Below are 21,893 nucleotides of genomic sequence, written 5' to 3' on the forward strand. Positions count from 1 at the left end.
AATGTTAACTAAAAATTATTTATCAACATATGCAAAATCATTTAATTGGGCTGGTTTTTTTTTACCAAAAAAAACTTATGATAAATGTTCTGCGCTTTATGATTTTTGTAGAGAAGCAGATAATATTGCAGATGATCCAGGAAAATTAGAGGACAAAATAATTAAATTTGAAAACTTTAAGAAAGATTTTTTAAATAAAAACTTTCAAAACATTGTTGTTAAAAATATTTGGGAACTTATAGATGAATTTAATATTTCAACAAAAGTAATTAATGATTTATTTGATGGGATTAATTCAGATATTAAAGAAAGAGTGGAATTAAAATCAAAAAAAGAGTTATTAATTTACTCTTATAGAGTAGCAGGTACTGTTGGTTTAATGATGGCAAAAATTTTAAAAGTTAATAAGATAAATTCCTTGAAATCAGCTATCGATCTCGGAATAGCAATGCAGCTTACCAATATTTCAAGAGACGTAATTGAAGATAAAAATAATAAAAGAATTTATATCAATGAAAATTTCAACGATATCAAATCTACCATTTCTTTATCTGAAAAATTTTATGAAAATTCTTTTTACTCAATTAAAGAAATACCTTTAAGTTTCAGATTCTCTATTTTAGTTGCAAGACGAGTCTACAGAAAAATTGGACACAAAATAATTAATAAAAATAATTTAGAAAATTATAAAAATTCTGGAAAAATTTATGTAACAAAAATTGAAAAAATTATTGAAACTTTTTTATCAATTTTTGATTTAATAATTTTAACATTTACAAATAAAAATGATAATAACATTGAACATGATCATTCATTAATTAATGAAGAGATAAATTTAAATGAAAGATTTTGATTACATAATTATCGGTGGTGGTTGTGCAGGTTTGTCTTTGGCTTATGAACTTGAAATTTCTGATAAATTAAAAAATAAATCTTTGGCTATAATTGAACCTAGGGACGAATATAAAAGAGACAAAACTTGGTCATTTTGGAAAGTGTTTCCACATAATTTTGATGATTGTGTAAAAAAAAGTTGGGATAATTTTTCTATAAACATTCCTAATAATACAAAGTTTATTGATTGCAAGCTGACACCTTACCAATCTATAGATACTGGAAAATTTTATGACAAAATTCTTTCAAAACTTAAATTAAATGAAAATATAAAATTTTTTAAGAATATTAATGATATTGAATTATCAAATTCAATAATTTTTAACAGCGTTCCAAATTTTGAAAATAAGACAAATAATTTGTGGCAACATTTTTGTGGTGTAGAAATTGAAACAGAAAAAGATTTTTTTGATGACCAAATATTTAACTTAATGGATTTTGAGTGTGATCAAAAAAATGAGGTTCATTTTTTTTACACTTTACCTTTTTCAAAAAAAAATGCTCTTGTGGAAACTACCTGGATATCAAATTTAAGTAATGAAAATATAAAAGATTATGATAATCAAATAGATCAATACTTAAAAAAACATTTAAATATCAGAAATTATAAAATCAATTTTAAAGAAGAAGGCTCTATACCTTTATTTAGAAATAAAAATTTAAAAAAATTAAATGAAATATATATTGGATCAGCCGGTGATATGACAAGATTAAGCACAGGTTATACTTTTTTAAATATTCAGGAACACAGCAAATATATAGCAGAAAACATTGAAAATATTTCTAAGGCTAAATTGTTTAAAATTAAAAAAAAATATGATTTTTTGGACAATATTTTTTTGAAAGTTTTAAGAAATAACTCTTCAGATATGGGGGAAATTTTCTTTAAAATGTTCAATAGTTCACCTAAGACTGCTATTAATTTCTTATCTAATAAAAGTAATTTTTTTGAAGATTTAGAAATAATTTTAAAAATGCCTAAATGGAAATTTTTAAAAGAATTATTTTAAATGACTAATCAATTAATTAAAAAAATTAATCTCAAACATTCATTTATATTTTTTTTGTTAATTAATCTATTTTCTGTTGTGATGTTTAAACTTAATTGTTTAAATATTTCATCAGCAATATGTTTATTTTTAATTTTAACGATTGGAGTTTCTCACGGTGCATTAGATAATATTAAAGGAAAAAAACTTCTTAAAATATTTAATTTTGAAAGAATATATATTTTCTATATCATTTATATTTTTATAGCAGTTTGTGTAATTATTATTTGGTCACTCTTACCTGCAACTACACTGTTAGTTTTTCTTATAGTGGCAGCATTTCATTTTGGTAAAGAAGATACACAATTTTTAATAAACAAAAAATCTTACTTAATTCAATTATTATACCTTTTAAAAGGATTACTCATAATTCTTGCCCCACTTTTTTTTCATTTTGATGATACTGTAAAAATATTCAAATCATTAATTGTTGTTAATGAAAATTTTTACTTGTTCTTAGAATTTTTAGAAGAAAAAAAGATAATCGAGATATCAATTATTTTGAGTTCATTATCAAGTATATTTTTATTTATTGATAAGTTTGAATTAAAAAAATTCACTATTTTTTTTGATTATTTCTCAATTATAATTTTAAATTACTACTTTACTCCTTTAACAGCTTTTACAATTTATTTTTGTTTTTTACATTCTGTGAGGCACTCTATTTCACTTGCGATAGACCTTGATGAAAGCAGTCTCCAAAATGGAATAAAATTATTTATATTAAAGGCTTTACCACTTACTCTTTTAACAATCTTTATTTCAATAATTGTATTATTTTTATTAAATGACGTTAATTATATAGATGATGCAATCTTAAAACTAATTTTTATTGGTTTGGCGTCTTTAACCTTTCCACATATATTGCTGGAATATTTTTTAGAGAAAAATGAAAAACAAACAAATTAAAATTTTACTTTCTGCTCCAAGAGGTTTTTGCGCTGGTGTTGAGAGGGCTATAGAGATTGTAGAAAAATCTATTCAAAAATATGGATCTCCAGTTTATGTTAGACACGAAATTGTTCACAACAAGCATGTTGTTGATAATTTAAAAAATAAAGGCGCTATCTTTGTTGAAGAATTGGAGGAAATTGATGACAAATCTAGACCTGTTATTTTTTCTGCGCACGGTGTTCCAAAAAAAATACCTGAAGATGCTGAAAATTATAAAATGACTTATGTAGATGCTACTTGTCCACTAGTTTCTAAAGTTCATAGAGAAGCGGAAAACTTAAATAAAGCTGGTTATCATATTATTTTGATTGGACATGAGAACCATCCAGAAGTAATAGGCACTATGGGCCAATTACCTAAAGGAACTATTGATTTGGTTCAAAATGAAGCTGAAGCAATGGAGTATAAAACCAATCATAATGAAAAATTGGCATACATAACTCAAACAACACTATCTGTTGATGACACTAAAGAAATAATAAAAATTTTGAAAAATAGATATACAAATATTAAAGAGCCAGCAAAAGAGGATATTTGTTATGCAACAACAAATAGGCAAATGGCTGTAAAAAATATTGCAAAAGAGTGTGATATGTTTTTTGTAATAGGTAGTAGAAACTCCTCGAATTCTGTTAGACTTGTTGAAGTGGCAAAAAAATCAGGTTGTCAAAATTCACAACTTTTTCATTCTGAAAGTGCAATTCCTTTTGATCAAATACAGAATTCAAATACTATTGGTATATCATCAGGAGCATCAGCACCTGAAATTCTCGTAGAAGATTTTATTAATGAATTAAAAAAAAAATTTTCTATAAATGTTGAGGAAGTAGAAATTATAAAAGAAAATGTAGTCTTTAAAGTTCCTAAAAAATTAAATTAAATGGCTGTATATACAAAAATAAATCAGAGTGATATCGATATAATAAACAACAAGTTTAATATTGAAAAAATTTTAAGTTTTCATGGAATTACTAAGGGAATTGAAAATACAAATTACATTTTAAAATCCAAAAATAAAAAGTTTATTCTCACAATTTTTGAGAAGAGAGTTCTTACAAAAGAGATTCCTTTTTTTATGAAATTAATGGATCATTTAAATGATTCAAAAATTAATTGCCCAAGACCACTTAAAACTAAAGACAAAAATTATTTAATTAAACTAAAAAATAAAACAGCCTGTATTGTCACTTTCTTGAGGGGAAAAGATAAAAAGAAAGTTAACGAAAGTGACTGCTATGCTATTGGAAAAGCAATAGCTAAAATGCATCTGGTTACTAATAAGATAAAATTTACTAGAAAAAATTCAATGGGTGTAAAATATTTAAAACCTTTACTCCAGAGTATTAAATTTAAATCAAATAAAGGATCAAATTTGAAAAAATTTTTATTTTATAATTTTAATTATATTAAAAAAAATTGGCCAAAAAAACTTCCTTCTGGGATTATACACGGTGATTTATTCATAGATAATATTTTTTTTAATAAAAATAAGCTGTCGGGAATTATAGACTTTTACTTTGCTGCTAAAGATTACTATATGTATGAAATAGCAATCTGTATTAATGCTTTATGTTTTGATGAAAAAAATAAAAAATTTGTAATTAATAAGAAGAAAGTTGATAAATTAATCAAGGGATACAACAGTGTTAAGAAAATTAAATTAAATGAAAAAAATAATTTAAATATTTTGTGTAGAGGTGCTGCACTTAGATATCTGTTAACTAGACTATATGATTATACAAATACTCCAAAAACAGCATTAATCAAAATTAAGGATCCAAACGAATATTATCAAAAACTTATTACCCATAACAATTTGAATAGTTTTAAAGATTATTTGATTTAATGATTAAAATTTATACTGATGGCTCATGTTTAAAAAATCCAGGAAATGGTGGATGGGCAGCAATAATATGTACTGACAACGAAGTGAAAAAAATAAGTGGAAGTGAAAAAGATACAACAAATAATAGAATGGAATTAATGGCAACAATCAATGCATTAAAAGAAGTAAATTCAGAAGATTTGATAGAAATCTACACAGATTCTAAATATGTTAAAAATGGAATTACTGATTGGATCCACAATTGGATTAAAAATAATTGGAAAACATCTAATAGAGAAGATGTTAAAAATAAAGATTTATGGGTTCAATTGCATGATTTGAATAATAATTCTAAAATTAAGTGGAACTGGGTTAAAGCTCATGCTGGAAATCCACTAAATGAAGAAGTTGATTTATTAGCTAAAAAAGCTGCAAGTCTAGATTAATTTAAAGAAATTTTCTGCTGCTGAGATTTCACAAGATCCTGTATCTGCTTCTTCCTGAAGTTTAATAAGCTTCATGTTATCAACAAACATCGTGTATCTATTAGATCTAATTCCTAAACCTCTGCCACTTTTATCAACGTCTGCACCAATTTCTTTTGTGAAATTAAGAAATGGGTCACCCATCATAACAATTTTTTCACCTACATCATTTTGTTTACCCCAAGCATTCATCACAAATGGATCATTTACTGAAATACAAATTATATGATCAATACCTTTTTCTTTATATTGATCATGCATCTTAATATATCCTGGCAAATGTTTAGCAGAACATACAGAAGTATATGCCCCAGGTAGTCCAAATATTACAACTTTTTTGCCTTTAAAAAAATCTTCTATATTTTTTTTTACAGGCTCTCCATCTTGAAGAACAAAAATTTCTGAATTTGGTAGGTTATCGTTTTCTTTTATTTTCATTTGGATCTATCTTTAATATGTTCTTTTACTTTTTCAATATCATTTTCAAGAATATCATAATTTTCTTTCTCATTTAATATAAATTGAAGTTCATTTGGTAACTCAGCTTTAATATTTATAGCACTTTGAATTGCATCAGGAAACTTACATGGATGTGCTGTTGCTAGCACAATATTATTACCATTGAGATTGTGTTTATCAAAAGCTCCATAACCAATTGCAGTATGAGGGTCTAAAACAATATTAAATTCTTTATAAACAGACTTAATAATATCAAGTGTTTCCGTCTCACTCATTCTTGCTGATAAGAAATCTTGATTAATTAAATTTAACTTTTGTTTATCAATTGAATATTTTCCTTCTTCTTTAATTTTCATCATGTCTTTTGATGTTTGTTCTGAATTCTTATCATTCAAATCAAAAATAAGTCTCTCAAAGTTACTTGCAATCTGTATATCCATGCTAGGAGAAATAGTTTCGGAAACAGTTTCAGCCTCGTAATTACCATTTGAAATAGCTCTATGGAGAATGTCATTTTGATTTGTTGCAACAATCAATTTATTAATGGGCAAACCCATTTTTTTGGCTAAATAACCTGCGTATACATCTCCAAAATTCCCTGTGGGAACAGAAAAATTAGTGGGTTTAGAGTGATCTTCAATGAGATAATAGCTGTAAAAGTAATAAACACATTGAGCAATAATTCTTGCCCAGTTGATTGAATTTACACCTGACATATTAATATCTTGAGAAAATTTTGTGTCAGAAAACATTGATTTAACTAAGTTTTGGCAGTCATCAAAATTTCCTTTAATAGCGATATTAAATACATTTTCATGTTTTCCAGTAGTCATGATTTTTCGCTGAACAGAAGAAACTCGATTATCAGGATGTAGTACAAAAATATTTAAATTTTCTTTTCCTTTTATTGCATCTATAGCTGCTGCCCCTGTGTCTCCAGATGTGGCAACTACAATATTAATTTTTTCTTTTTGCTTGCTTAAATAAAATTCATAAAAATTTCCAAGAAGTTGCATAGCAACATCCTTAAAAGCTAGTGTTGGGCCATGAAATAACTCTAAGATTGATCGATCCCCTATTTTTATGAAATCAATTACATTTTCTCTTCTAAAAACAGAATAAGATTTATCAATTATTTTAGACAATTCATCTTTATCCATAAAATTTCCTATAAAAGGAAAAATAATTTTTTTTGCTAAATCTGAATAATTTAGTGACCTCAATTCTTGAATTTCTTTTTCACTATAGTTTGGAAGTGAGCTAGGAATAAACAATCCCCCATCATCAGCAAGACCTTTGATAAAAACATCCTTAAATTCATATGTTTTTGAAGTATTTCTGGTGCTGACGTATCTCATTAATAATTTTTTTTTCTAAAGTATAAATATATTAAAAGAATTGAAATCGCCATCGAAAACCAAGTAATTGCATACTTTTTGTGGTTATTTGAAATTTTAGCAGTGATCACTCTTGGTCTTGGGTTTTCGTAGTTACCGTTTAAATAAATAATATATTTCGAAAAGTTTTTTCCTGTAAATTTTAAAATATCTTCCCGATCTAGTGTGAACCAATAATTTTTATCTACTTCATTCTTGGGTTTGAATGAGCTTGATTTTGATTGAAGCATTAAAGTACCAATAATATTTTTTTGATCAACAACATTAATCTCTGGTTTGTTTTTTTTGTCAAAAGATATCCAGCCTCTATTAATTAAATAATCTTCATTTCCAACTTTAATTGGGTTAATAACTTCAAATCCAGGTTTACCAGTTTCGTTAAGATTATAGAGATAAATTTGTTTTTCAAAATCAATTTGTCCTGATGTTTTTATTCTTAAATAATTTTTTTTTTCTACATTTTGAAGTTCAACAGGATCAATCTTTAAAGAATTTTCAATTTGATTGATTAAATCTAATTTCCAACTCAATCTATACAATTGCCATAAGCCTAATGACAACAAAACTAAAATTATAAAATAAACGAAAACTGAAAATAGAAGCTTATTCTTCAAGGATTAAATATTAACTTCCCCAAACGTAGATAGCTGCAAACAAGAATAACCAAACAACATCAACAAAGTGCCAGTACCAAGCAGCTGCCTCAAAACCAAAGTGGTGTTCTTTCGTAAAGTGACCCAATCTTCCTCTCCATAAACAAACAGCAAGAAAAATTGTTCCAACAATTACGTGGAAACCGTGAAAACCTGTTGCCATATAAAATACTGCACCATAAATATGTCCTGAATAATCAAATGTAGCATGATGATATTCGTAAGCCTGTAACAAAGTAAAAAAGAAGCCTAGTGCAACAGTTGCTGTTAATCCTTGAATAAATCCCTTTCTATCGTCTTCTAATAAAGAGTGGTGAGCCCAAGTTACTGTAGTACCAGATAATAATAAAACTAGTGTATTGATTAATGGAATGTCCCATGGATCAAAAGTTTCTATGTCTTGTGGAGGCCAAACATTTCCAACAAACTCATTTGGGAACAAACTTATATCAAAATATGCCCAAAACCATGCAACGAAAAACATAACTTCAGAAGCAATGAATAACGTCATTCCATATCTATGATGGATTTGAACAACTGGAGTATGGTGACCTTGATGTTCAGCTTCAATGACAACATCTCTGAACCACATATAAGCTGCATAAATTACAAGAGCTAACCCCAAATACATTCCCCAAGATACATCATTGTGCATATAAAAAATTGCTCCGATAGCTAGTACCAAGCATGCAAAAGATGTAAATATAGGCCAAGGACTTGGGTCTACTAAGTGATAATCATGTTTTTTTTCAGCTGACATATTTTTTTAATTATGATTGTTTATAATAATCTGTCGAGAAAAAAGTATACGACATAGTTACATCCTGTAAATTTTTAACTGTTGGATCATTTACCAGTTCTGGGTCCAAATAAAAAGTCATAATATAAGTTGCCTTCTCACCTGCCTTAAGTTCCTGTTTTTCGAAGCAAAAACAGCCTAATTTACTATAATATTTACCAAAACTTGCAGGCGAAACATTGAAACTAGCAACTCCATAAGTTGTTTCGTCTCCATAGTTCTCAACCTCAAACTCAATTCTATTTACCTGACCAACCTTAACATCAATGACATTTGATTTAGCCTTAAAATCCCAAGTAAGATTGTTTACATTCGTATCAAATCTTACACTCACAACTTTATCTAAAACTATTTTCGGAGCTTCTTTAGATACTTGGGTTGTTCCTCCAAAGCCAGTTACACGACAAAAAAGATCATATAAGGGCACTGCCGCAAAAGATAAACCTAACATTAAACAAAAAATACCTGCTAGAAGTAATGGAGTTAATGTTTTGCTCTTAATCATATCTGCCTATCAAAAACACCAACGTTATATAATGTAAAAATAAACAAAAAAACCATAAAAGCTAAAATTGCTAAAGCAGTAATAATATTTTTTTTCTTTGTTTTTTTATCAGGTGTTATCATAAAATTTTATCTATTAAGAAAAATACAAAAACTAAAAACAAATATAATATCGAGTATCCAAAAATTGTTTTTGCTTTTTTTGCATCAAACTTGTTCTTCTTAAATTTATAAAGTTCAAAACATAAGTAATTATAATAAATTGTCAAAATTAATGATGGAATTAAAAATACTAGACCAACAAAATTAATTGCATATGGGAAAACAATAACTGGCAACATTATTAATGAATAAACAAATATATTTAATTTTGTGCTTTCAACACCATTAGTCAATGGAAGCATTGGAATATTTGCTTTTTTATAATCATCAGATTTATATAAACTTAGTGCCCAAAAATGTGAAGGTGTCCAAAAAAAGATAATTAGAAAGAAAGATAATGGCTCAAGTGAAAGTGAGTTAGTAGCTATAGTCCAACCAATTACAGGAGGTAATGCTCCTGCAGCGCCCCCAATAACTATATTTTGAGGCGTTTTTCTTTTAAGCCAAACGGTATAAACCAGCACATAAAACAAAATTGTAAATAACAATAAAGCTGCTGAAACTGTATTTGCAAAATAATCTAAAGCAACAACAGAAAATATTGATAAAGCGATACCAAAAATCAAAGCTTGGTTTTTATTAACCTTCCCAGTTGGTATAGGTCTCAAACAAGTCCTTGTCATTAATGCATCTAAATCAGACTCGTACCACATATTTAAAGCTCCAGCGGCACCAGCTCCAATAGAAACTAAAATAATTCCAATTATTGCATCTTTTGTTGGAATAATATTTGGCGCCATTAACAATCCAACTGCACAAGTAAAAATTACAAGAGACATTACTCTTGGCTTCATAAGTTTAAATAACTCAGAGAAATTGAAAACGTCTTCTTGACTTAAATTTCTATTTTTTAACTTAGACTTAATCATTTAATTTTAGACAAAAAATCTAAATACTTTTTAAGTAGTAGATTTTTCTGCACTCTCTTCATCTTCAAACTTCGGTAATTCATCAAAAGTATGAAAATTTGGAGGAGACGGTACTGTCCACTCTAAAGTTGTTGCTCCTTCACCCCAGGGGTTTTGGGCAGCAGCTTTTTTCTTATAAAATGCATAAATTAGATTTGCGAAAAATACCCCTAAACCAATTACAGAAATATATGATCCAATTGAAGATATATAATTCCAACCAGCAAATGCATCTGGGTAATCTGCATATCTTCTAGGCATCCCCGCTAAACCTAAGAAGTGTTGAGGGAAGAAAATTAAGTTTACACCAATAAATGTTAACCAGAAGTGTAATTGACCTAACCATTCTGAATACTCGTAACCACTCATTTTTCCAAACCAGTAATAAAAGCCTGCAAAGATTGCGAACACCGCACCTAAAGATAATACGTAGTGGAAGTGAGCTACTACATAGTAAGTATCATGCATTGCTGTATCTACACCTGCATTTGCAAGAACAACACCTGTAACTCCACCGACTGTAAATAAAAATATAAACCCTAAAGCCCAGACCATAGGTGTCTTAAATGATATTGAACCACCCCACATAGTTGCTATCCAAGAAAATATTTTAATTCCCGTCGGTACGGCAATGATCATCGTCGCTGCTAAGAAATAAGCTTTAGTATCTGTACTTAAACCAACAGTGTACATATGGTGAGCCCATACAACGAAACCAACTATTCCAATTGCTACCATTGCATATGCCATACCTAAATATCCAAATACTGGTTTTCTTGAGAATGTTGAAACAATATGACTGATCATTCCAAAACCTGGTAAAATTAAAATGTAAACTTCAGGGTGACCAAAGAACCAGAATAAGTGTTGGAATAATACTGGATCTCCACCTGTTTGAGCATCAAAGAATGCAGTTCCGAAATTTCTATCAGTTAATAGCATTGTGATCGCACCTGCTAATACTGGAAGTGATAAAAGTAATAAGAACGCTGTAACTAGAATTGACCAAGCAAATAAAGGCATTTTATGCAATGTCATACCTGGAGTTCTCATGTTTAAAATTGTAGTTATAAAGTTTACCGCTCCTAAAATTGAAGACGCTCCTGCTAAGTGTAAACTTAAAATAGCAAAGTCCATTGCTGGACCAGGCTGTCCTGCTGTAGATGATAAAGGAGGATAGATTGTCCATCCACCACCAACTCCAGTTTGACCTGGAGGGCCATCCATAAATATAGACATGATTAATAAAATGAATGAAGTTGGTAACAACCAAAATGAAATGTTATTCATTCTTGGGAATGCCATATCAGGTGCACCAATCATAATTGGTACAAACCAATTTCCAAAACCACCAATCATTGCTGGCATAACCATAAAGAAGATCATGATTAAACCATGACCTGTTACTAAGACATTGTATAAATGATAGTTTCCACCCAAAATTCCATCACCTGGATGCATCAATTCCATTCTCATTAAAACTGAGAATGCAGTTCCGATCACACCTGCAACAATTGCAAATATAAGGTACATTGTACCAATATCTTTGTGATTAGTTGAATACGCCCAACGTTTCCAACCTGTTGGTGTATGATGATCGTCGTGTGATGCAGTTTGTGTATACATATTATTTACTCGCTAGTTTTTTAAATTGATCTTCTTCATTAATTTCTTTTGCAAATTTTATTTTAGCACCAGTAAGCCATTCTTGATATTCTTCTTCAGAAACTACTCTTACTGTAATCGGCATAAAAGCATGTTTAATTCCACAAAGCTCAGAACACTGTCCATAATAAGTTCCAACTTCTTCTGCTTTAAACCATGTTTCATTTATTCTTCCAGGAACTGCATCTCTTTTAACTCCAAAAGATGGTAAGGCCCAAGCGTGTAAAACATCATTTGCGGTAATTAAAACTTTAACTACTTTATTTACTGGAACAACTAGTTCATTATCTACAGCTAATAATCTTGGCTGATTTTCTTTTAAATCTTTATCTTCAATCATGTAAGAGTCGAAAATAATATTTTCATCTGGATACTCATATCCCCAGTACCACTGATAACCGATTGCCTTAACTGTTACATCTGCTTTTGGTATTGAATCTTGTTTATATAAAATTTTAAACGATGGAACTGCCATTACGATTAAAATTAAACATGGAATTAATGTCCATAAAACTTCTACAGCAACATTGTGAGTTCTTTTTGAAGGAACTGGATTTGCTGATGCTCTAAATCTGATACATGCATAGACCATCAAAAATAAAACGAAAACACTTATCGCAATTATGATTGGTAATAACAATTTGTCATGAAAATTAACGATATCTCTCATAGACTCTGATGCTGCTTTTTGAAAACCTAATTGCCAATCCTTTGGCTGGTTAGCGAATGCAACTGCAGGAGTTAAAATTGAAAGAATTGTTATTAAAATTTTTTTCATATTTTTACCCCTATATAGAACGTCTTCAAAAAAATTACACTTTAGTTTTCGCGACAAAATATCAATTTATGGCGTATTTTATGATCGATATAGCTGAAATTACGGCTGTTTCAGATCTCAATATATTCTCATTAATTTTCAACGGTTGAACCCCACTAAATTTTAGAATCTTAGCTCTTTCCTCTTCAGAAAAATCTCCTTCTGGACCTATAATTACACATGTAGGTTTATCTGTAACCTTCTTTAAATCTATTTTGGTATTTTCAGAATTTAGATCAGTAAAAATTAAATCAACTTTATTGTTATTTAAAAAATCATCTAATGATTTTGGGTCTTCGATATCTGGAACATTAATTCTATTTGATTGTTCTGATGCCTCAATTATTACTTTCTCTAATCGCTCTTTATTAATTTTACGAACAATCGTTCTATCAAATATTATTGGAATAAATTTTGTAACTCCTAACTCAGTTGCTTTTTGAATCATAAAGTTAAAGTAATTTGATTTAATTGGAGAAAATGCCAACCACAATTCTTTTGGATTTTCTTTTTGTCTTAATTGTTTTGTAATATTAAATTCAACAACACCTTTTGAGGTATTTAAAATTTTTGCTTCCCATTCACCACTACTGTTGAATAATGAGAAAGCTTCATTTTCTTTAACTCTCATTACTTTGTTTAAGTAATGTGATTGAGATTTATCAAGTGTACCAGTTAAATTATTAGATAAACTTTTAGAAAAATATAATCTAATGTTACTCATATTATTAAATTAGTTTATGAAAAATATTAAAGCAATAATTTTTGACGCTTACGGCACTTTATTTGATGTAAATTCAGCAGCAGAAAAATGCAAAGATAAAATTGGTGATAAGTGGGAGGCTTTTGCAAATTATTGGAGAACAACACAATTAGAATATACTTGGCTTAGAAGTTTAATGAAAAGACATAAAGATTTTTGGCAAATCACTGAAGACAGTTTGGATAAATCAATGAGTGTATTTAAAATAGATAATTCAATGAGGGATGAATTATTAAATCTATATAAAATTCTCTCTCCTTTTGGGGAAGTTCCAGAAGTATTAAAATCTTTAAAAGAAAAAAATTTTAAACTAGCAATACTTTCTAATGGTACACCTTCTTTATTAAATGAATTAGTACAAAGCAATAAATTAGACAATTTATTTGATGATATTTTTTCTATCGAAGAAGTTGGTATTTTTAAACCTGACTCTAAAGTTTATGATATGCCAATAAAAAAATATAAAATTGAAAAAAATGAAGTTGCTTTTTTAAGTGCAAATACTTGGGATGTATCTGGAGGAGGAAACTATGGATACAATTCTATATGGGTAAATAGAAACAATAATATCTTTGATAAACTTGATTATTCACCACAAAATGAAATTAAAAACTTAAATGATCTACTTGATATAACTAAGTAGATAATTATATCAGTATCCATGAAATCAATTGAAGTATCAAAAATTATAGATCCTATTCCAGCTTCAGATGGTGCAGGAGTAAAATTAAAAAGAAGTATTGGTGTAGAACCAAATTACTTTGATCCTTTCTTAATGCTAGATGAATTCGGATCTGAAAATAGCGAAGATTATATTGCTGGTTTTCCCCCTCACCCACATCGAGGAATTGAAACCGTTACTTATATGCTAGCGGGAGATTTTGAACACAAAGATAGCACTGGTGGTGAAGGAAGAATGACTGCAGGTGATGTTCAGTGGATGAAAACAGGAAGTGGAATTATTCATTCAGAGATGCCAGCTATGAAAGAAGGAAGACTTCATGGCTTTCAATTGTGGATTAACATGCCTGCTAAATTGAAAATGAGTAAGCCTGAGTACATTTATATTGATGCTGACAAAATGAGTGTTCATAAAGATGATGATAAACAAGTTAAAGTTATTGCAGGTAAATTTGAAAATGCTGAAGGACCTGTAAAAGGTCATAACATTGAACCAGTTTACTTTGATGTAAAATTAAAAAAAGACAAAGAATTTGATTTTAATATTCCATCAACTCATAATACATTTATTTACCTAATTGAGGGTGAAATCGAAATCGGTAGTGAAAAACATGATAATGTTAAGGATAGTACTTTAATATTATTAACAAAAGGTGAAGAGCTTAAAGTAAAAGCAAAAACAGATGCTAAATTTCTTGTGATATCTGGAAAGCCAATAAATGAGGAAATTGCAAGAGGTGGACCTTTTGTAATGAATACTAAAGCAGAAATCTTGCAAGCAGTACAAGATTATCATAATGGTACATTTGTAAAATAGATTATGAATTCAGTAATAGTATCAAAAGCAGGTGGACCAGAAGTTTTAGAATATAAAGAACTTAAGCTTGAGGAACCAAAAGCTGATGAAGTAACAATTAAAAACCATGCTATTGGATTAAATTATATTGATACTTATCATCGATCAGGACTTTATCCATTAACTCTTCCGTCTCCTATTGGCTTAGAGGGAGCAGGAGAAATAACTAAAGTTGGTTCAGATGTAAAAGATTTTAAAGTTGGAGATAAAGTTGCATATTGTGCGGCTCCTCTTGGTGCTTATTCAACTCATAGAAATTATCCAACTAAAAACTTGGTAAAAGTTCCTGATAGTGTTGATTTAGAAACAGCAGCAACTTTGATGACAAAAGGAATAACTACCTTTTATCTTTTACACAAAACTTATCCTGTAAAATCTGGAGAAGATATTTTGTTCCATGCAGCAGCTGGTGGTGTTGGTCAAATTTTCGGACAATGGGCTAAAAGTTTAGGATGCAATGTAATTGGTACTGTTGGTTCAAATGAAAAAATAGAAAATGCAAAACAAAATGGCTACGACCATGTGATTAATTATAACAAAGACAATTTTGCTGAAAAAGTAAAAGAGATTACTGGAGGAAAAGGTTTGTCTGTTGTTTATGATGGAGTTGGAAAAAATACTTTTGATGGTTCAATTGAATGTTTAAAATTAAGAGGAATGTTGGTTTCCTTTGGAAATGCATCTGGACCTTTAGATCTTGTTAATGTTGCAAAATCAATTCAACCAAAAGGACTTTATTTAACAAGACCAAGCATCATGCAGTACACTACAACAAGAGAAGAGTTAGATGAGGCTGCAAATAAAGTTTTTGAAATGGCTTCAAGTGGAAAAGTAAAAGTAAAAATTTCAAAAAAATATTCTCTAAAAGATATTGCACAAGCGCACAAAGATTTAGAGTCAAGAGTTCTTACTGGTCCAGCAGTTATACTTCCCTAGTTTACATCTACATCCATATCAGACATATGGAGTTTAAGTGCATTAGTTGAAATTTGAATTTCTCTTATAAAAAAAATAATTGATATAATCATGGATAAACAACATGAGCCAAAAATTACTCTAGCTGCAAATACTTCATCTAAATAAAGTGCAAATACTGTAAGCATATTAAATAGGAAGCCAAATGAAGCAAATAAAATTGTCCATCTAAGGAGTGTTATCCTTCCACTTAAATTAATAAACTGCTTCTTCCATTCAGGAGGAATATGCTTTTCATAAACATGTTCATCGTGAAGCTGACGAATTAAGATACTTAGAGAGTGAAATCTATTGCTATAAACACTCATAAGTAACGGAATAGCTGGAAACATTAGAGCAGTAACTGTGTAATCTATGTTCATACGAATCAATTTGATTATGAAACTACCCTTTGTTATTTACAAGTAAAATATTATGAACCAAATTAAACTTTTCATAGAATTAACAAGATTAAAAAAACCTATTGGCTACATGCTTTTATTTTGGCCATGTGCATGGGGTCTAACTCTAGCATATGATTTTTCATCGAGTTGGGATAACTATTTTTTTTATTTAATTTTATTTTTTCTTGGAGCAGTTTTAATGCGTTCAGCTGGCTGTATCGTAAATGATATTTTAGATAGAAAATTTGATGCTAAAGTTTTTAGGACTAAGGATCGACCTATAGCTTCAGGAAAAATTTCTGTAAAGCTGGCAATTGTTTACTCTATTATTCTTTGTTTATTAGCTTTTTTAGTTTTAATCAATTTTAACTTATTTACTATAATTCTTGCTTTAGGTTCAATGCCACTTGCGTTTACATATCCTTTAATGAAGAGGTTTACTTATTGGCCTCAATTATTTTTAGGTATTACTTTCAATTATGGTTTGATACTTGGATGGACGGCAATCAAAGGTCAAATTGATATAATTCCAATTTTATTTTATTTAGGAGCCATATTTTGGACATTAGGCTATGACACGATATATGGGTTTCAAGATATTAAAGATGATGAAATTATAGGATTAAAATCAACCTCAATTAAATTTAAAGGAAATGCAAAAAAATTTTTATTCTTATGCTACTCAATTTTAATTGTTTTATTTGTAGTCGGTGGTTTGCTAATGAGCTTCAATTATATTTATTTTATTTTATCTATTTTGTCATTTGTACATTTATTTTTGTATCAAATGAAAATTTTTAATTTTAAAGATCCAAAAAGCTGTTTAAATGCTTTTAAAAGTAATAACTTATTTGGTGCTATTATTTTTATAAATATTTTAATTTCTCAAAACTTCTGATGAATAAGTCTGAATTATATAAAAGATTATACAAAGATTACTCAAAAAAATTTTTAAAGAAAATTTTCTTATCTGCTTTTTTGTCTCTTTTAGTAGCTGGAAGCACTTCGTCAATTGCATGGCTTTTAGATCCTGCAATTAAAAAACTTTTTATAGATAAAGATCAATCTCTTTTATTACTTATACCTATTATGATAATTGTTGCTTTTACAACTAAAGGGGTGTCACTATATTTTGCTAAAGCTACAATGATAGATGTTGGAGAGTCTGTTAAAAAAAAACTTCAATTTGATATGGTCAACAATTTAATTGGAACAGATACCCAAATTATAGATAAAAAACATTCAGGTAAATTTATTTCAAATCTTACATTTGATGTAACCAACATAACCAAGTTGTTAAGTGATGCGATATTAACTTTATTTAAAGACTCTCTGACTTTAATCGGATTATTAATAGTAATGTTTCTGCAAAACTGGCAATTGGCCTTAATCTCAATTATTATGATACCACTAGCTAGCGTATCGGCCAAAACACTTGGAAAACGAATGAATAAAGTTACTACCGAAGCTCAACAAAAATCGGGTTTACTAACAACCTACTTAGTAGAGCTTTTTAAAAATCATAAACTTATAAAAATTTTCCAAAAAGAAAATTATGAAAAAAAGAGAGCAGATAAATTTTTAACAGATTTAAAAGAAAAAAATCAAAAAATACAAACAGTTTATGTAAGAATGTCTCCAATAATGGAAACTCTTACTGGTATAATGATTGCAATTTTAATTTTTTATTCAGGTTTGTTAATGTCAAAAGGTGAATTAGAAATTAATAACTTTTTTTCTTTTTTAGCAGCTATGATGCTTGCTTATCAGCCAGTGAGATCTTTATCTACACTTAACCTTGTGTCCAATCAGGGTTTATCGGCAGCCTCTAGAATTTTACCAATAATTGATCAAGCAAATAATATTAAAGATAAGTTACATGCAGGTAATCTTGAAATAAAAAATTCAGATATAAAATTTTCTAATATTAATTTTGCATATGATGTTAAAGAAGGACAAACATTAAATTCTATTAATCTAGAATTTGATGGAGGAAAAATGACATCTTTAGTTGGCCATAGTGGTTCTGGAAAATCTACAATTATGAATTTAATCCCAAGGTTTTACGACAGAATATCTGGAGACATCACAATAGATAATCAATCTATATATGATGTAAGTATAAATTCTTTGAGGAAAGAGATTTCACTTGTAAGTCAGGAAACAACACTTTTTGATGATACTATAATGAATAACATTAAATATGCAAAAAAAGACGCTACTGATGAAGAAGTTTTAAAAGTTTCAAAATTGTCATTTTGTGATGAATTTATAAACAATTTACCAAATAAATATCAAACTATAATTGGTGAAAATGGTGTCAGATTGTCTGGTGGAGAAAAACAAAGACTTTCAATTGCAAGAGCAATGATGAAAGAAAGCTCAATAATTCTTCTTGATGAAGCAACCTCATCTTTAGACTCGGAAACTGAGACAAAGATACAAGAAGCATTAAAAATTTTAACGAAAAATAAAACAACAGTTGTCATAGCCCACAGACTATCAACTGTTCTTAATTCAAATAATATTTATTTAATTGATAATGGAAAAATAATAGATAATGGGAAACACGAATATTTGCTTGAACATTCTAAAATTTACAAAAGCTTTTATGAAAAACAAATACAAAAGTAAAAATGCTATTTCTTTATCAAATAATTATTTTAATTATTATATTATTATCTCCTTTAATAATTATTTTTAGGATAATAAAAAAAAAAGAAGATAAGCAAAGATTTATAGAAAAATTTAGTTTTCCATCAAAAAAAAGAGCCAGTGGTAAACTCATTTGGTTTCATGGGGCAAGTGTAGGTGAAATTATGAGTATTGTTCCTTTAATTAAATATTATGAAAAAAATAAATCAGTTAAACAAATATTAATTACATCTAGCACATTAAGTTCATCCAAAGTAATTAAAAAATTTAAGTTTAAAAAAACCATACATCAATTTTACCCTATAGATTTCTATCTACTTACAAATAGATTTTTAGATTTTTGGAAACCAGATGTTTCAATATTTATAGACTCAGAAATTTGGCCTTGCATGTTTCAAAATATTAAAAAAAGAAAAATTCCTCTCATTTTGATAAACGCAAGATTAACAAAAAAGACATATAATAATTGGATTAAAATCAAGAACTTTGGAAAATCAGTATTTGATAATTTAACAATTGCCTATCCACAAAACAGAGAAACGAACTCTTATTTAAAAAAACTTACAAGTAGTAAAATTAATCATCTAGGAAATTTAAAATTTGCAGAGATTGGAAATTATCATTTTGATAAATTTAAATCCAATTTAGAGTCTGAATTTAAAAAAAAAAGAATCTGGGTTGCTTCAAGTACACATGATCCAGAAGAATTATTTTGTGGTAAAACACATATTCATCTAAAAAAAAAATACAAAAATCTTTTAACAATAATTATCCCAAGACATATCCATAGAGTATATAAAATCAGTTCTGAATTAAATAATCTTGGATTAAAAGTTACCTTGCATAGTTCTAAAAAACAAAACCTTAAAAATACAGATATTTATTTAGTTGATAGTTTTGGTGAAACAAAAAAATTTCACAAAATCAGTTCATCAGTTTTTTTAGGTGGCTCCATTATTAATAGAGGTGGACAAAATCCATTAGAAGCAGCAAGATTTGGTGCAAATATTTTACACGGTCCAAACATAAGCAATTTTACTGATATCTATAAACTTCTTAAATCTTTAAATGTCTCTAAAACTATTTATTCTCCAAAACAATTAGCTTCATTAATTAAGTTCAAAAAAAATAATAATACTGGGATGGAAATAAAAAATATTGGAGATAAAATTTTAAAAAAAACTATAAAAGAACTTGATAAATATATCCTAAATGAATTTAAAAAAACCTAGATTTTGGGAAAATGAAAAACCTAATTTATTAGCGTACATATTGCTTCCTCTTGCAAAATTAATTCAATTATTAAGTTTTTTAAAAAGTAAGCAAAAAAAAAATAAATTTAAAATAAAAACTATCTGTATTGGAAATATTTATTTAGGAGGAACTGGTAAAACCTCGTTAAGTATAGAACTTAAAAATATTTTAGAAAAAAAAAAAATAAAAACTTGTTTTGTAAAAAAATTTTATAATAATCAGCAAGACGAACAAATTCTGTTAAAAAATCATGGTCAACTTTTTTTATCAAATAAAAGATTTACTGCCATCAAAGATGCAGAAAATAAAGGCTTTGAGATTGCAATCTTAGATGATGGTCTCCAGGATCAAAGTATTGAATATGATAAAAAAATAGTTTGTTTTAATAATTTAAATTGGATTGGAAATGGTCTTACTATACCAGCAGGTCCATTAAGAGAGGAGATAAATAACCTAAAAAATTATAAGCAAGTATTTATAAACGGTAACTTAGAAAATTTAGAATATTTGAAGCAAAAAATTTTAAACATAAATCCAGAAATAAACATAAATGTAGGAAAGTACATTCCAGAAAATTTGAATGAGTTTAATATTGAGGATAAATATTTAGTATTTTCAGGTATTGGTAATCACAAAACATTTGTTTCAATGATGAAAGAATATGGTTTTAAAATTTTAAGAGATTTCGAATTTCCAGATCACTATCAGTATAAAGATAATGATATAAAAAAAATAACTAATTTATCAAAAGAAACAGGTTGTAAAATAGTGACGACTGAAAAGGATTATTTAAGATTAAAAAATATGAATTTCGAAAATTTAAAGTTTATAAAATGTAAATTGAAAATCCTGGAAGAAGAAAAATTTATTAAATCAATAATTTAAAATATGAAGCTTATAAAATATTTATTTCAATTTTTACTTGCTATTTTTTGTTTTATTTTTTTTAAAATATTAGGAGTGAAATTATCTTCAAGACTAAGTGGAAAAATATTTGAAAATATTGGACCACTATTTAGGTCTAAAAAAATTATTGAAGAAAACATCAAAAGAGCGATTCCTAACATAAGCAAAGAAAATCTAAATAAAATCAAAACATTAATGTGGAATAATTACGGTAGAGTATTTGCCGAATATATTTTTATTAAAGATTTTAGAAATGGAAATTTAAAAGAAAATATAGAAATTGAAGGTAAAGAAGTTTTGGATGAAATAAAAGAAAAAAATTCACAAGTAGTTTTTATATCAGGACATTTCAGTAATTTTGAATTAATGGCAATGAGTTTAGAAAAAAACGGGATTAAACTTGCCACAATTTATCGTCCACTAAATAACATTTTTTTAAATCTGATAATGGAAAAAATTAGAAAAAAATATATCTGTAAAAATCAAATTAAAAAAGGTATCGGTGGTTTAAAAAATTTAGTAAAATATAAAAAGCAAAATTTTTCAACTGCCTTAATGATAGATCAAAGAGTATCGGAAGGTATTTTAAGTGAATTGTTTGACAAAAAAGCATTAACCACAACGATACCAGCACAGTTGGTTAAAAAATATAACATTCCCATAGTGCCAGTCTTTATAGAAAGAATAAATGATTTAAAATTTAAAATAACTATTGATAAACCAATATTTTTTTCAAAAGATATATCAATAAATTTTATTACTGATGAACTTAATAAAATTCTAGGAAAAATGATAACAAAAAAACCTGAGCATTGGATATGGACTCATAACCGTTGGAAGTAAATTTAT

25 protein-coding genes are annotated in these 21,893 nt (G+C 27.9%); 14 read left to right on the top strand and 11 right to left on the bottom strand.

The features are described 5' to 3' along the window. Window position 1: 1 nt before the first annotated feature. Genes ACTTAS_RS05605 through rnhA form a run of 6 tightly spaced genes read left to right on the top strand, consistent with a single transcriptional unit; the run spans window position 2 to window position 5,168 of the window. On the top strand, window positions 2–853 hold the full coding sequence (locus tag ACTTAS_RS05605) for a phytoene/squalene synthase family protein (protein WP_440678639.1): 852 nt from the start codon (window positions 2–4) through the stop codon (window positions 851–853). Continuing rightward, entirely contained in the window at window positions 840–1,904 is a 1,065-nt protein-coding gene (locus ACTTAS_RS05610) for a lycopene cyclase family protein (RefSeq protein ID WP_440678640.1), read from the top strand. The genes ACTTAS_RS05605 and ACTTAS_RS05610 overlap by 14 nt, the downstream gene beginning before the upstream one ends. Then, the gene (locus ACTTAS_RS05615) at window positions 1,905–2,852 is read left to right on the top strand and encodes a Brp/Blh family beta-carotene 15,15'-dioxygenase (RefSeq protein WP_440678641.1); all 948 of its coding nucleotides are present in this window, start codon (window positions 1,905–1,907) and stop codon (window positions 2,850–2,852) included. Then, window positions 2,833–3,777 (top strand): 4-hydroxy-3-methylbut-2-enyl diphosphate reductase, encoded by a 945-nt coding sequence (ispH, locus tag ACTTAS_RS05620; RefSeq protein WP_440678642.1) that lies wholly within the window; start codon window positions 2,833–2,835, stop codon window positions 3,775–3,777. Before ACTTAS_RS05615 ends, ispH begins: the two co-directional genes overlap by 20 nt. After that, window positions 3,778–4,743: a homoserine kinase gene (locus ACTTAS_RS05625; RefSeq protein WP_440678643.1), complete on the top strand. Its 966-nt coding sequence runs from the start codon at window positions 3,778–3,780 to the stop codon at window positions 4,741–4,743. After that, window positions 4,743–5,168 carry a ribonuclease HI gene (gene rnhA, locus ACTTAS_RS05630; protein WP_440678644.1) on the top strand — a complete coding sequence of 142 codons (426 nt, stop codon included), beginning with the start codon at window positions 4,743–4,745 and terminating at the stop codon, window positions 5,166–5,168. The genes ACTTAS_RS05625 and rnhA overlap by 1 nt, the downstream gene beginning before the upstream one ends. Here the strand turns inward: rnhA and ACTTAS_RS05635 are convergent. From ACTTAS_RS05635 to ACTTAS_RS05680, 10 genes are all read right to left on the bottom strand, one after another. Beyond that, a complete protein-coding gene (locus ACTTAS_RS05635; protein WP_440678645.1) occupies window positions 5,160–5,645 on the bottom strand; it encodes a peroxiredoxin in 486 nt (161 codons plus the stop codon). The two genes, rnhA and ACTTAS_RS05635, sit on opposite strands and share 9 nt — an antisense overlap. Further along, window positions 5,642–7,024 (bottom strand): threonine synthase, encoded by a 1,383-nt coding sequence (gene thrC, locus ACTTAS_RS05640; RefSeq protein ID WP_440678646.1) that lies wholly within the window; start codon window positions 7,022–7,024, stop codon window positions 5,642–5,644. Before thrC ends, ACTTAS_RS05635 begins: the two co-directional genes overlap by 4 nt. Further along, window positions 7,024–7,677, bottom strand: a complete 654-nt coding sequence (locus ACTTAS_RS05645; protein ID WP_440678647.1) for an SURF1 family protein — start codon at window positions 7,675–7,677, stop codon at window positions 7,024–7,026. The genes thrC and ACTTAS_RS05645 overlap by 1 nt, the downstream gene beginning before the upstream one ends. A 10-nt stretch (window positions 7,678–7,687) precedes the next feature. Continuing rightward, on the bottom strand, window positions 7,688–8,476 hold the full coding sequence (locus ACTTAS_RS05650) for a cytochrome c oxidase subunit 3 (RefSeq protein WP_075506420.1): 789 nt from the start codon (window positions 8,474–8,476) through the stop codon (window positions 7,688–7,690). 10 nt (window positions 8,477–8,486) lie between these two features. Beyond that, a complete protein-coding gene (locus ACTTAS_RS05655) occupies window positions 8,487–9,020 on the bottom strand; it encodes a cytochrome c oxidase assembly protein (RefSeq protein WP_256998103.1) in 534 nt (177 codons plus the stop codon). After that, the gene (locus ACTTAS_RS05660; protein ID WP_440634718.1) at window positions 9,017–9,142 is read right to left on the bottom strand and encodes a serine protease; all 126 of its coding nucleotides are present in this window, start codon (window positions 9,140–9,142) and stop codon (window positions 9,017–9,019) included. The genes ACTTAS_RS05655 and ACTTAS_RS05660 overlap by 4 nt, the downstream gene beginning before the upstream one ends. Next, window positions 9,139–10,050: a heme o synthase gene (gene cyoE, locus ACTTAS_RS05665; protein ID WP_440678648.1), complete on the bottom strand. Its 912-nt coding sequence runs from the start codon at window positions 10,048–10,050 to the stop codon at window positions 9,139–9,141. Before cyoE ends, ACTTAS_RS05660 begins: the two co-directional genes overlap by 4 nt. A 30-nt stretch (window positions 10,051–10,080) precedes the next feature. Further along, the gene (ctaD, locus tag ACTTAS_RS05670) at window positions 10,081–11,715 is read right to left on the bottom strand and encodes a cytochrome c oxidase subunit I (RefSeq protein ID WP_075506423.1); all 1,635 of its coding nucleotides are present in this window, start codon (window positions 11,713–11,715) and stop codon (window positions 10,081–10,083) included. A 1-nt stretch (window position 11,716) separates the two neighbouring features. Beyond that, window positions 11,717–12,532 carry a cytochrome c oxidase subunit II gene (gene coxB, locus ACTTAS_RS05675; RefSeq protein WP_428080982.1) on the bottom strand — a complete coding sequence of 272 codons (816 nt, stop codon included), beginning with the start codon at window positions 12,530–12,532 and terminating at the stop codon, window positions 11,717–11,719. Between the two features lie 61 nt (window positions 12,533–12,593). After that, window positions 12,594–13,295 carry an RsmE family RNA methyltransferase gene (locus ACTTAS_RS05680; RefSeq protein WP_440678649.1) on the bottom strand — a complete coding sequence of 234 codons (702 nt, stop codon included), beginning with the start codon at window positions 13,293–13,295 and terminating at the stop codon, window positions 12,594–12,596. A gap of 16 nt (window positions 13,296–13,311) precedes the next feature. Here ACTTAS_RS05680 and ACTTAS_RS05685 point away from each other — a divergent pair, with 16 nt between their 5' ends. From ACTTAS_RS05685 to ACTTAS_RS05695, 3 genes are read left to right on the top strand one after another with little or no spacing between them, the layout of a single operon-like run. Next, window positions 13,312–13,977 (top strand): haloacid dehalogenase type II, encoded by a 666-nt coding sequence (locus ACTTAS_RS05685; protein ID WP_440678650.1) that lies wholly within the window; start codon window positions 13,312–13,314, stop codon window positions 13,975–13,977. A gap of 18 nt (window positions 13,978–13,995) precedes the next feature. Next, window positions 13,996–14,832, top strand: coding sequence for a pirin family protein (locus tag ACTTAS_RS05690; RefSeq protein WP_440678651.1), 837 nt, complete (start codon window positions 13,996–13,998; stop codon window positions 14,830–14,832). A gap of 3 nt (window positions 14,833–14,835) precedes the next feature. Then, window positions 14,836–15,807: a quinone oxidoreductase family protein gene (locus ACTTAS_RS05695; RefSeq protein WP_440678652.1), complete on the top strand. Its 972-nt coding sequence runs from the start codon at window positions 14,836–14,838 to the stop codon at window positions 15,805–15,807. Here the strand turns inward: ACTTAS_RS05695 and ACTTAS_RS05700 are convergent. Next, the gene (locus ACTTAS_RS05700) at window positions 15,804–16,208 is read right to left on the bottom strand and encodes a DUF2721 domain-containing protein (protein WP_075506429.1); all 405 of its coding nucleotides are present in this window, start codon (window positions 16,206–16,208) and stop codon (window positions 15,804–15,806) included. The two genes, ACTTAS_RS05695 and ACTTAS_RS05700, sit on opposite strands and share 4 nt — an antisense overlap. Before the next feature lie 52 nt (window positions 16,209–16,260). On the opposite strand from ACTTAS_RS05700, the gene ubiA reads away from it, so the two are divergent. Genes ubiA through ACTTAS_RS05725 form a run of 5 tightly spaced genes read left to right on the top strand, consistent with a single transcriptional unit; the run spans window position 16,261 to window position 21,887 of the window. Further along, window positions 16,261–17,127 carry a 4-hydroxybenzoate octaprenyltransferase gene (gene ubiA, locus ACTTAS_RS05705; protein WP_440678653.1) on the top strand — a complete coding sequence of 289 codons (867 nt, stop codon included), beginning with the start codon at window positions 16,261–16,263 and terminating at the stop codon, window positions 17,125–17,127. Continuing rightward, complete coding sequence (locus tag ACTTAS_RS05710; protein ID WP_440678654.1) at window positions 17,127–18,863, top strand: ABC transporter ATP-binding protein; 1,737 nt, start codon at window positions 17,127–17,129, stop codon at window positions 18,861–18,863. The genes ubiA and ACTTAS_RS05710 overlap by 1 nt, the downstream gene beginning before the upstream one ends. 2 nt (window positions 18,864–18,865) lie before the next feature. Then, a complete protein-coding gene (locus ACTTAS_RS05715; protein WP_440678655.1) occupies window positions 18,866–20,116 on the top strand; it encodes a 3-deoxy-D-manno-octulosonic acid transferase in 1,251 nt (416 codons plus the stop codon). Continuing rightward, entirely contained in the window at window positions 20,097–21,023 is a 927-nt protein-coding gene (gene lpxK / locus ACTTAS_RS05720; RefSeq protein ID WP_440678656.1) for a tetraacyldisaccharide 4'-kinase, read from the top strand. Before ACTTAS_RS05715 ends, lpxK begins: the two co-directional genes overlap by 20 nt. 3 nt (window positions 21,024–21,026) lie before the next feature. Further along, window positions 21,027–21,887, top strand: a complete 861-nt coding sequence (locus ACTTAS_RS05725; protein ID WP_440678657.1) for a lysophospholipid acyltransferase family protein — start codon at window positions 21,027–21,029, stop codon at window positions 21,885–21,887. Window positions 21,888–21,893 lie beyond the last annotated feature (6 nt).

The organism is Candidatus Pelagibacter sp. HIMB1611 (assembly GCF_052047715.1).
In the GTDB taxonomy this organism is placed as follows: Bacteria; Pseudomonadota; Alphaproteobacteria; order Pelagibacterales; family Pelagibacteraceae; genus Pelagibacter.

Coding starts and splice junctions, on each gene's coding strand:
- ACTTAS_RS05725 (WP_440678657.1), top strand. CDS start 21,027: ATGAAGCTTATAAAATATTTATTTCAATTTTTACTTGCTATTTTTTGT.
- ACTTAS_RS05635 (WP_440678645.1), bottom strand. CDS start 5,645: ATGAAAATAAAAGAAAACGATAACCTACCAAATTCAGAAATTTTTGTT.
- ctaD (WP_075506423.1), bottom strand. CDS start 11,715: ATGTATACACAAACTGCATCACACGACGATCATCATACACCAACAGGT.
- ACTTAS_RS05625 (WP_440678643.1), top strand. CDS start 3,778: ATGGCTGTATATACAAAAATAAATCAGAGTGATATCGATATAATAAAC.
- ACTTAS_RS05715 (WP_440678655.1), top strand. CDS start 18,866: ATGCTATTTCTTTATCAAATAATTATTTTAATTATTATATTATTATCT.
- ubiA (WP_440678653.1), top strand. CDS start 16,261: ATGAACCAAATTAAACTTTTCATAGAATTAACAAGATTAAAAAAACCT.
- coxB (WP_428080982.1), bottom strand. CDS start 12,532: ATGAAAAAAATTTTAATAACAATTCTTTCAATTTTAACTCCTGCAGTT.
- ACTTAS_RS05680 (WP_440678649.1), bottom strand. CDS start 13,295: ATGAGTAACATTAGATTATATTTTTCTAAAAGTTTATCTAATAATTTA.
- ACTTAS_RS05700 (WP_075506429.1), bottom strand. CDS start 16,208: ATGAACATAGATTACACAGTTACTGCTCTAATGTTTCCAGCTATTCCG.
- thrC (WP_440678646.1), bottom strand. CDS start 7,024: ATGAGATACGTCAGCACCAGAAATACTTCAAAAACATATGAATTTAAG.
- ACTTAS_RS05610 (WP_440678640.1), top strand. CDS start 840: ATGAAAGATTTTGATTACATAATTATCGGTGGTGGTTGTGCAGGTTTG.
- ACTTAS_RS05660 (WP_440634718.1), bottom strand. CDS start 9,142: ATGATAACACCTGATAAAAAAACAAAGAAAAAAAATATTATTACTGCT.
- ACTTAS_RS05650 (WP_075506420.1), bottom strand. CDS start 8,476: ATGTCAGCTGAAAAAAAACATGATTATCACTTAGTAGACCCAAGTCCT.
- cyoE (WP_440678648.1), bottom strand. CDS start 10,050: ATGATTAAGTCTAAGTTAAAAAATAGAAATTTAAGTCAAGAAGACGTT.
- ACTTAS_RS05655 (WP_256998103.1), bottom strand. CDS start 9,020: ATGATTAAGAGCAAAACATTAACTCCATTACTTCTAGCAGGTATTTTT.
- ACTTAS_RS05690 (WP_440678651.1), top strand. CDS start 13,996: ATGAAATCAATTGAAGTATCAAAAATTATAGATCCTATTCCAGCTTCA.
- ACTTAS_RS05685 (WP_440678650.1), top strand. CDS start 13,312: ATGAAAAATATTAAAGCAATAATTTTTGACGCTTACGGCACTTTATTT.
- ACTTAS_RS05605 (WP_440678639.1), top strand. CDS start 2: ATGTTAACTAAAAATTATTTATCAACATATGCAAAATCATTTAATTGG.
- ACTTAS_RS05710 (WP_440678654.1), top strand. CDS start 17,127: ATGAATAAGTCTGAATTATATAAAAGATTATACAAAGATTACTCAAAA.
- lpxK (WP_440678656.1), top strand. CDS start 20,097: ATGAATTTAAAAAAACCTAGATTTTGGGAAAATGAAAAACCTAATTTA.
- ACTTAS_RS05695 (WP_440678652.1), top strand. CDS start 14,836: ATGAATTCAGTAATAGTATCAAAAGCAGGTGGACCAGAAGTTTTAGAA.
- ACTTAS_RS05615 (WP_440678641.1), top strand. CDS start 1,905: ATGACTAATCAATTAATTAAAAAAATTAATCTCAAACATTCATTTATA.
- rnhA (WP_440678644.1), top strand. CDS start 4,743: ATGATTAAAATTTATACTGATGGCTCATGTTTAAAAAATCCAGGAAAT.
- ispH (WP_440678642.1), top strand. CDS start 2,833: ATGAAAAACAAACAAATTAAAATTTTACTTTCTGCTCCAAGAGGTTTT.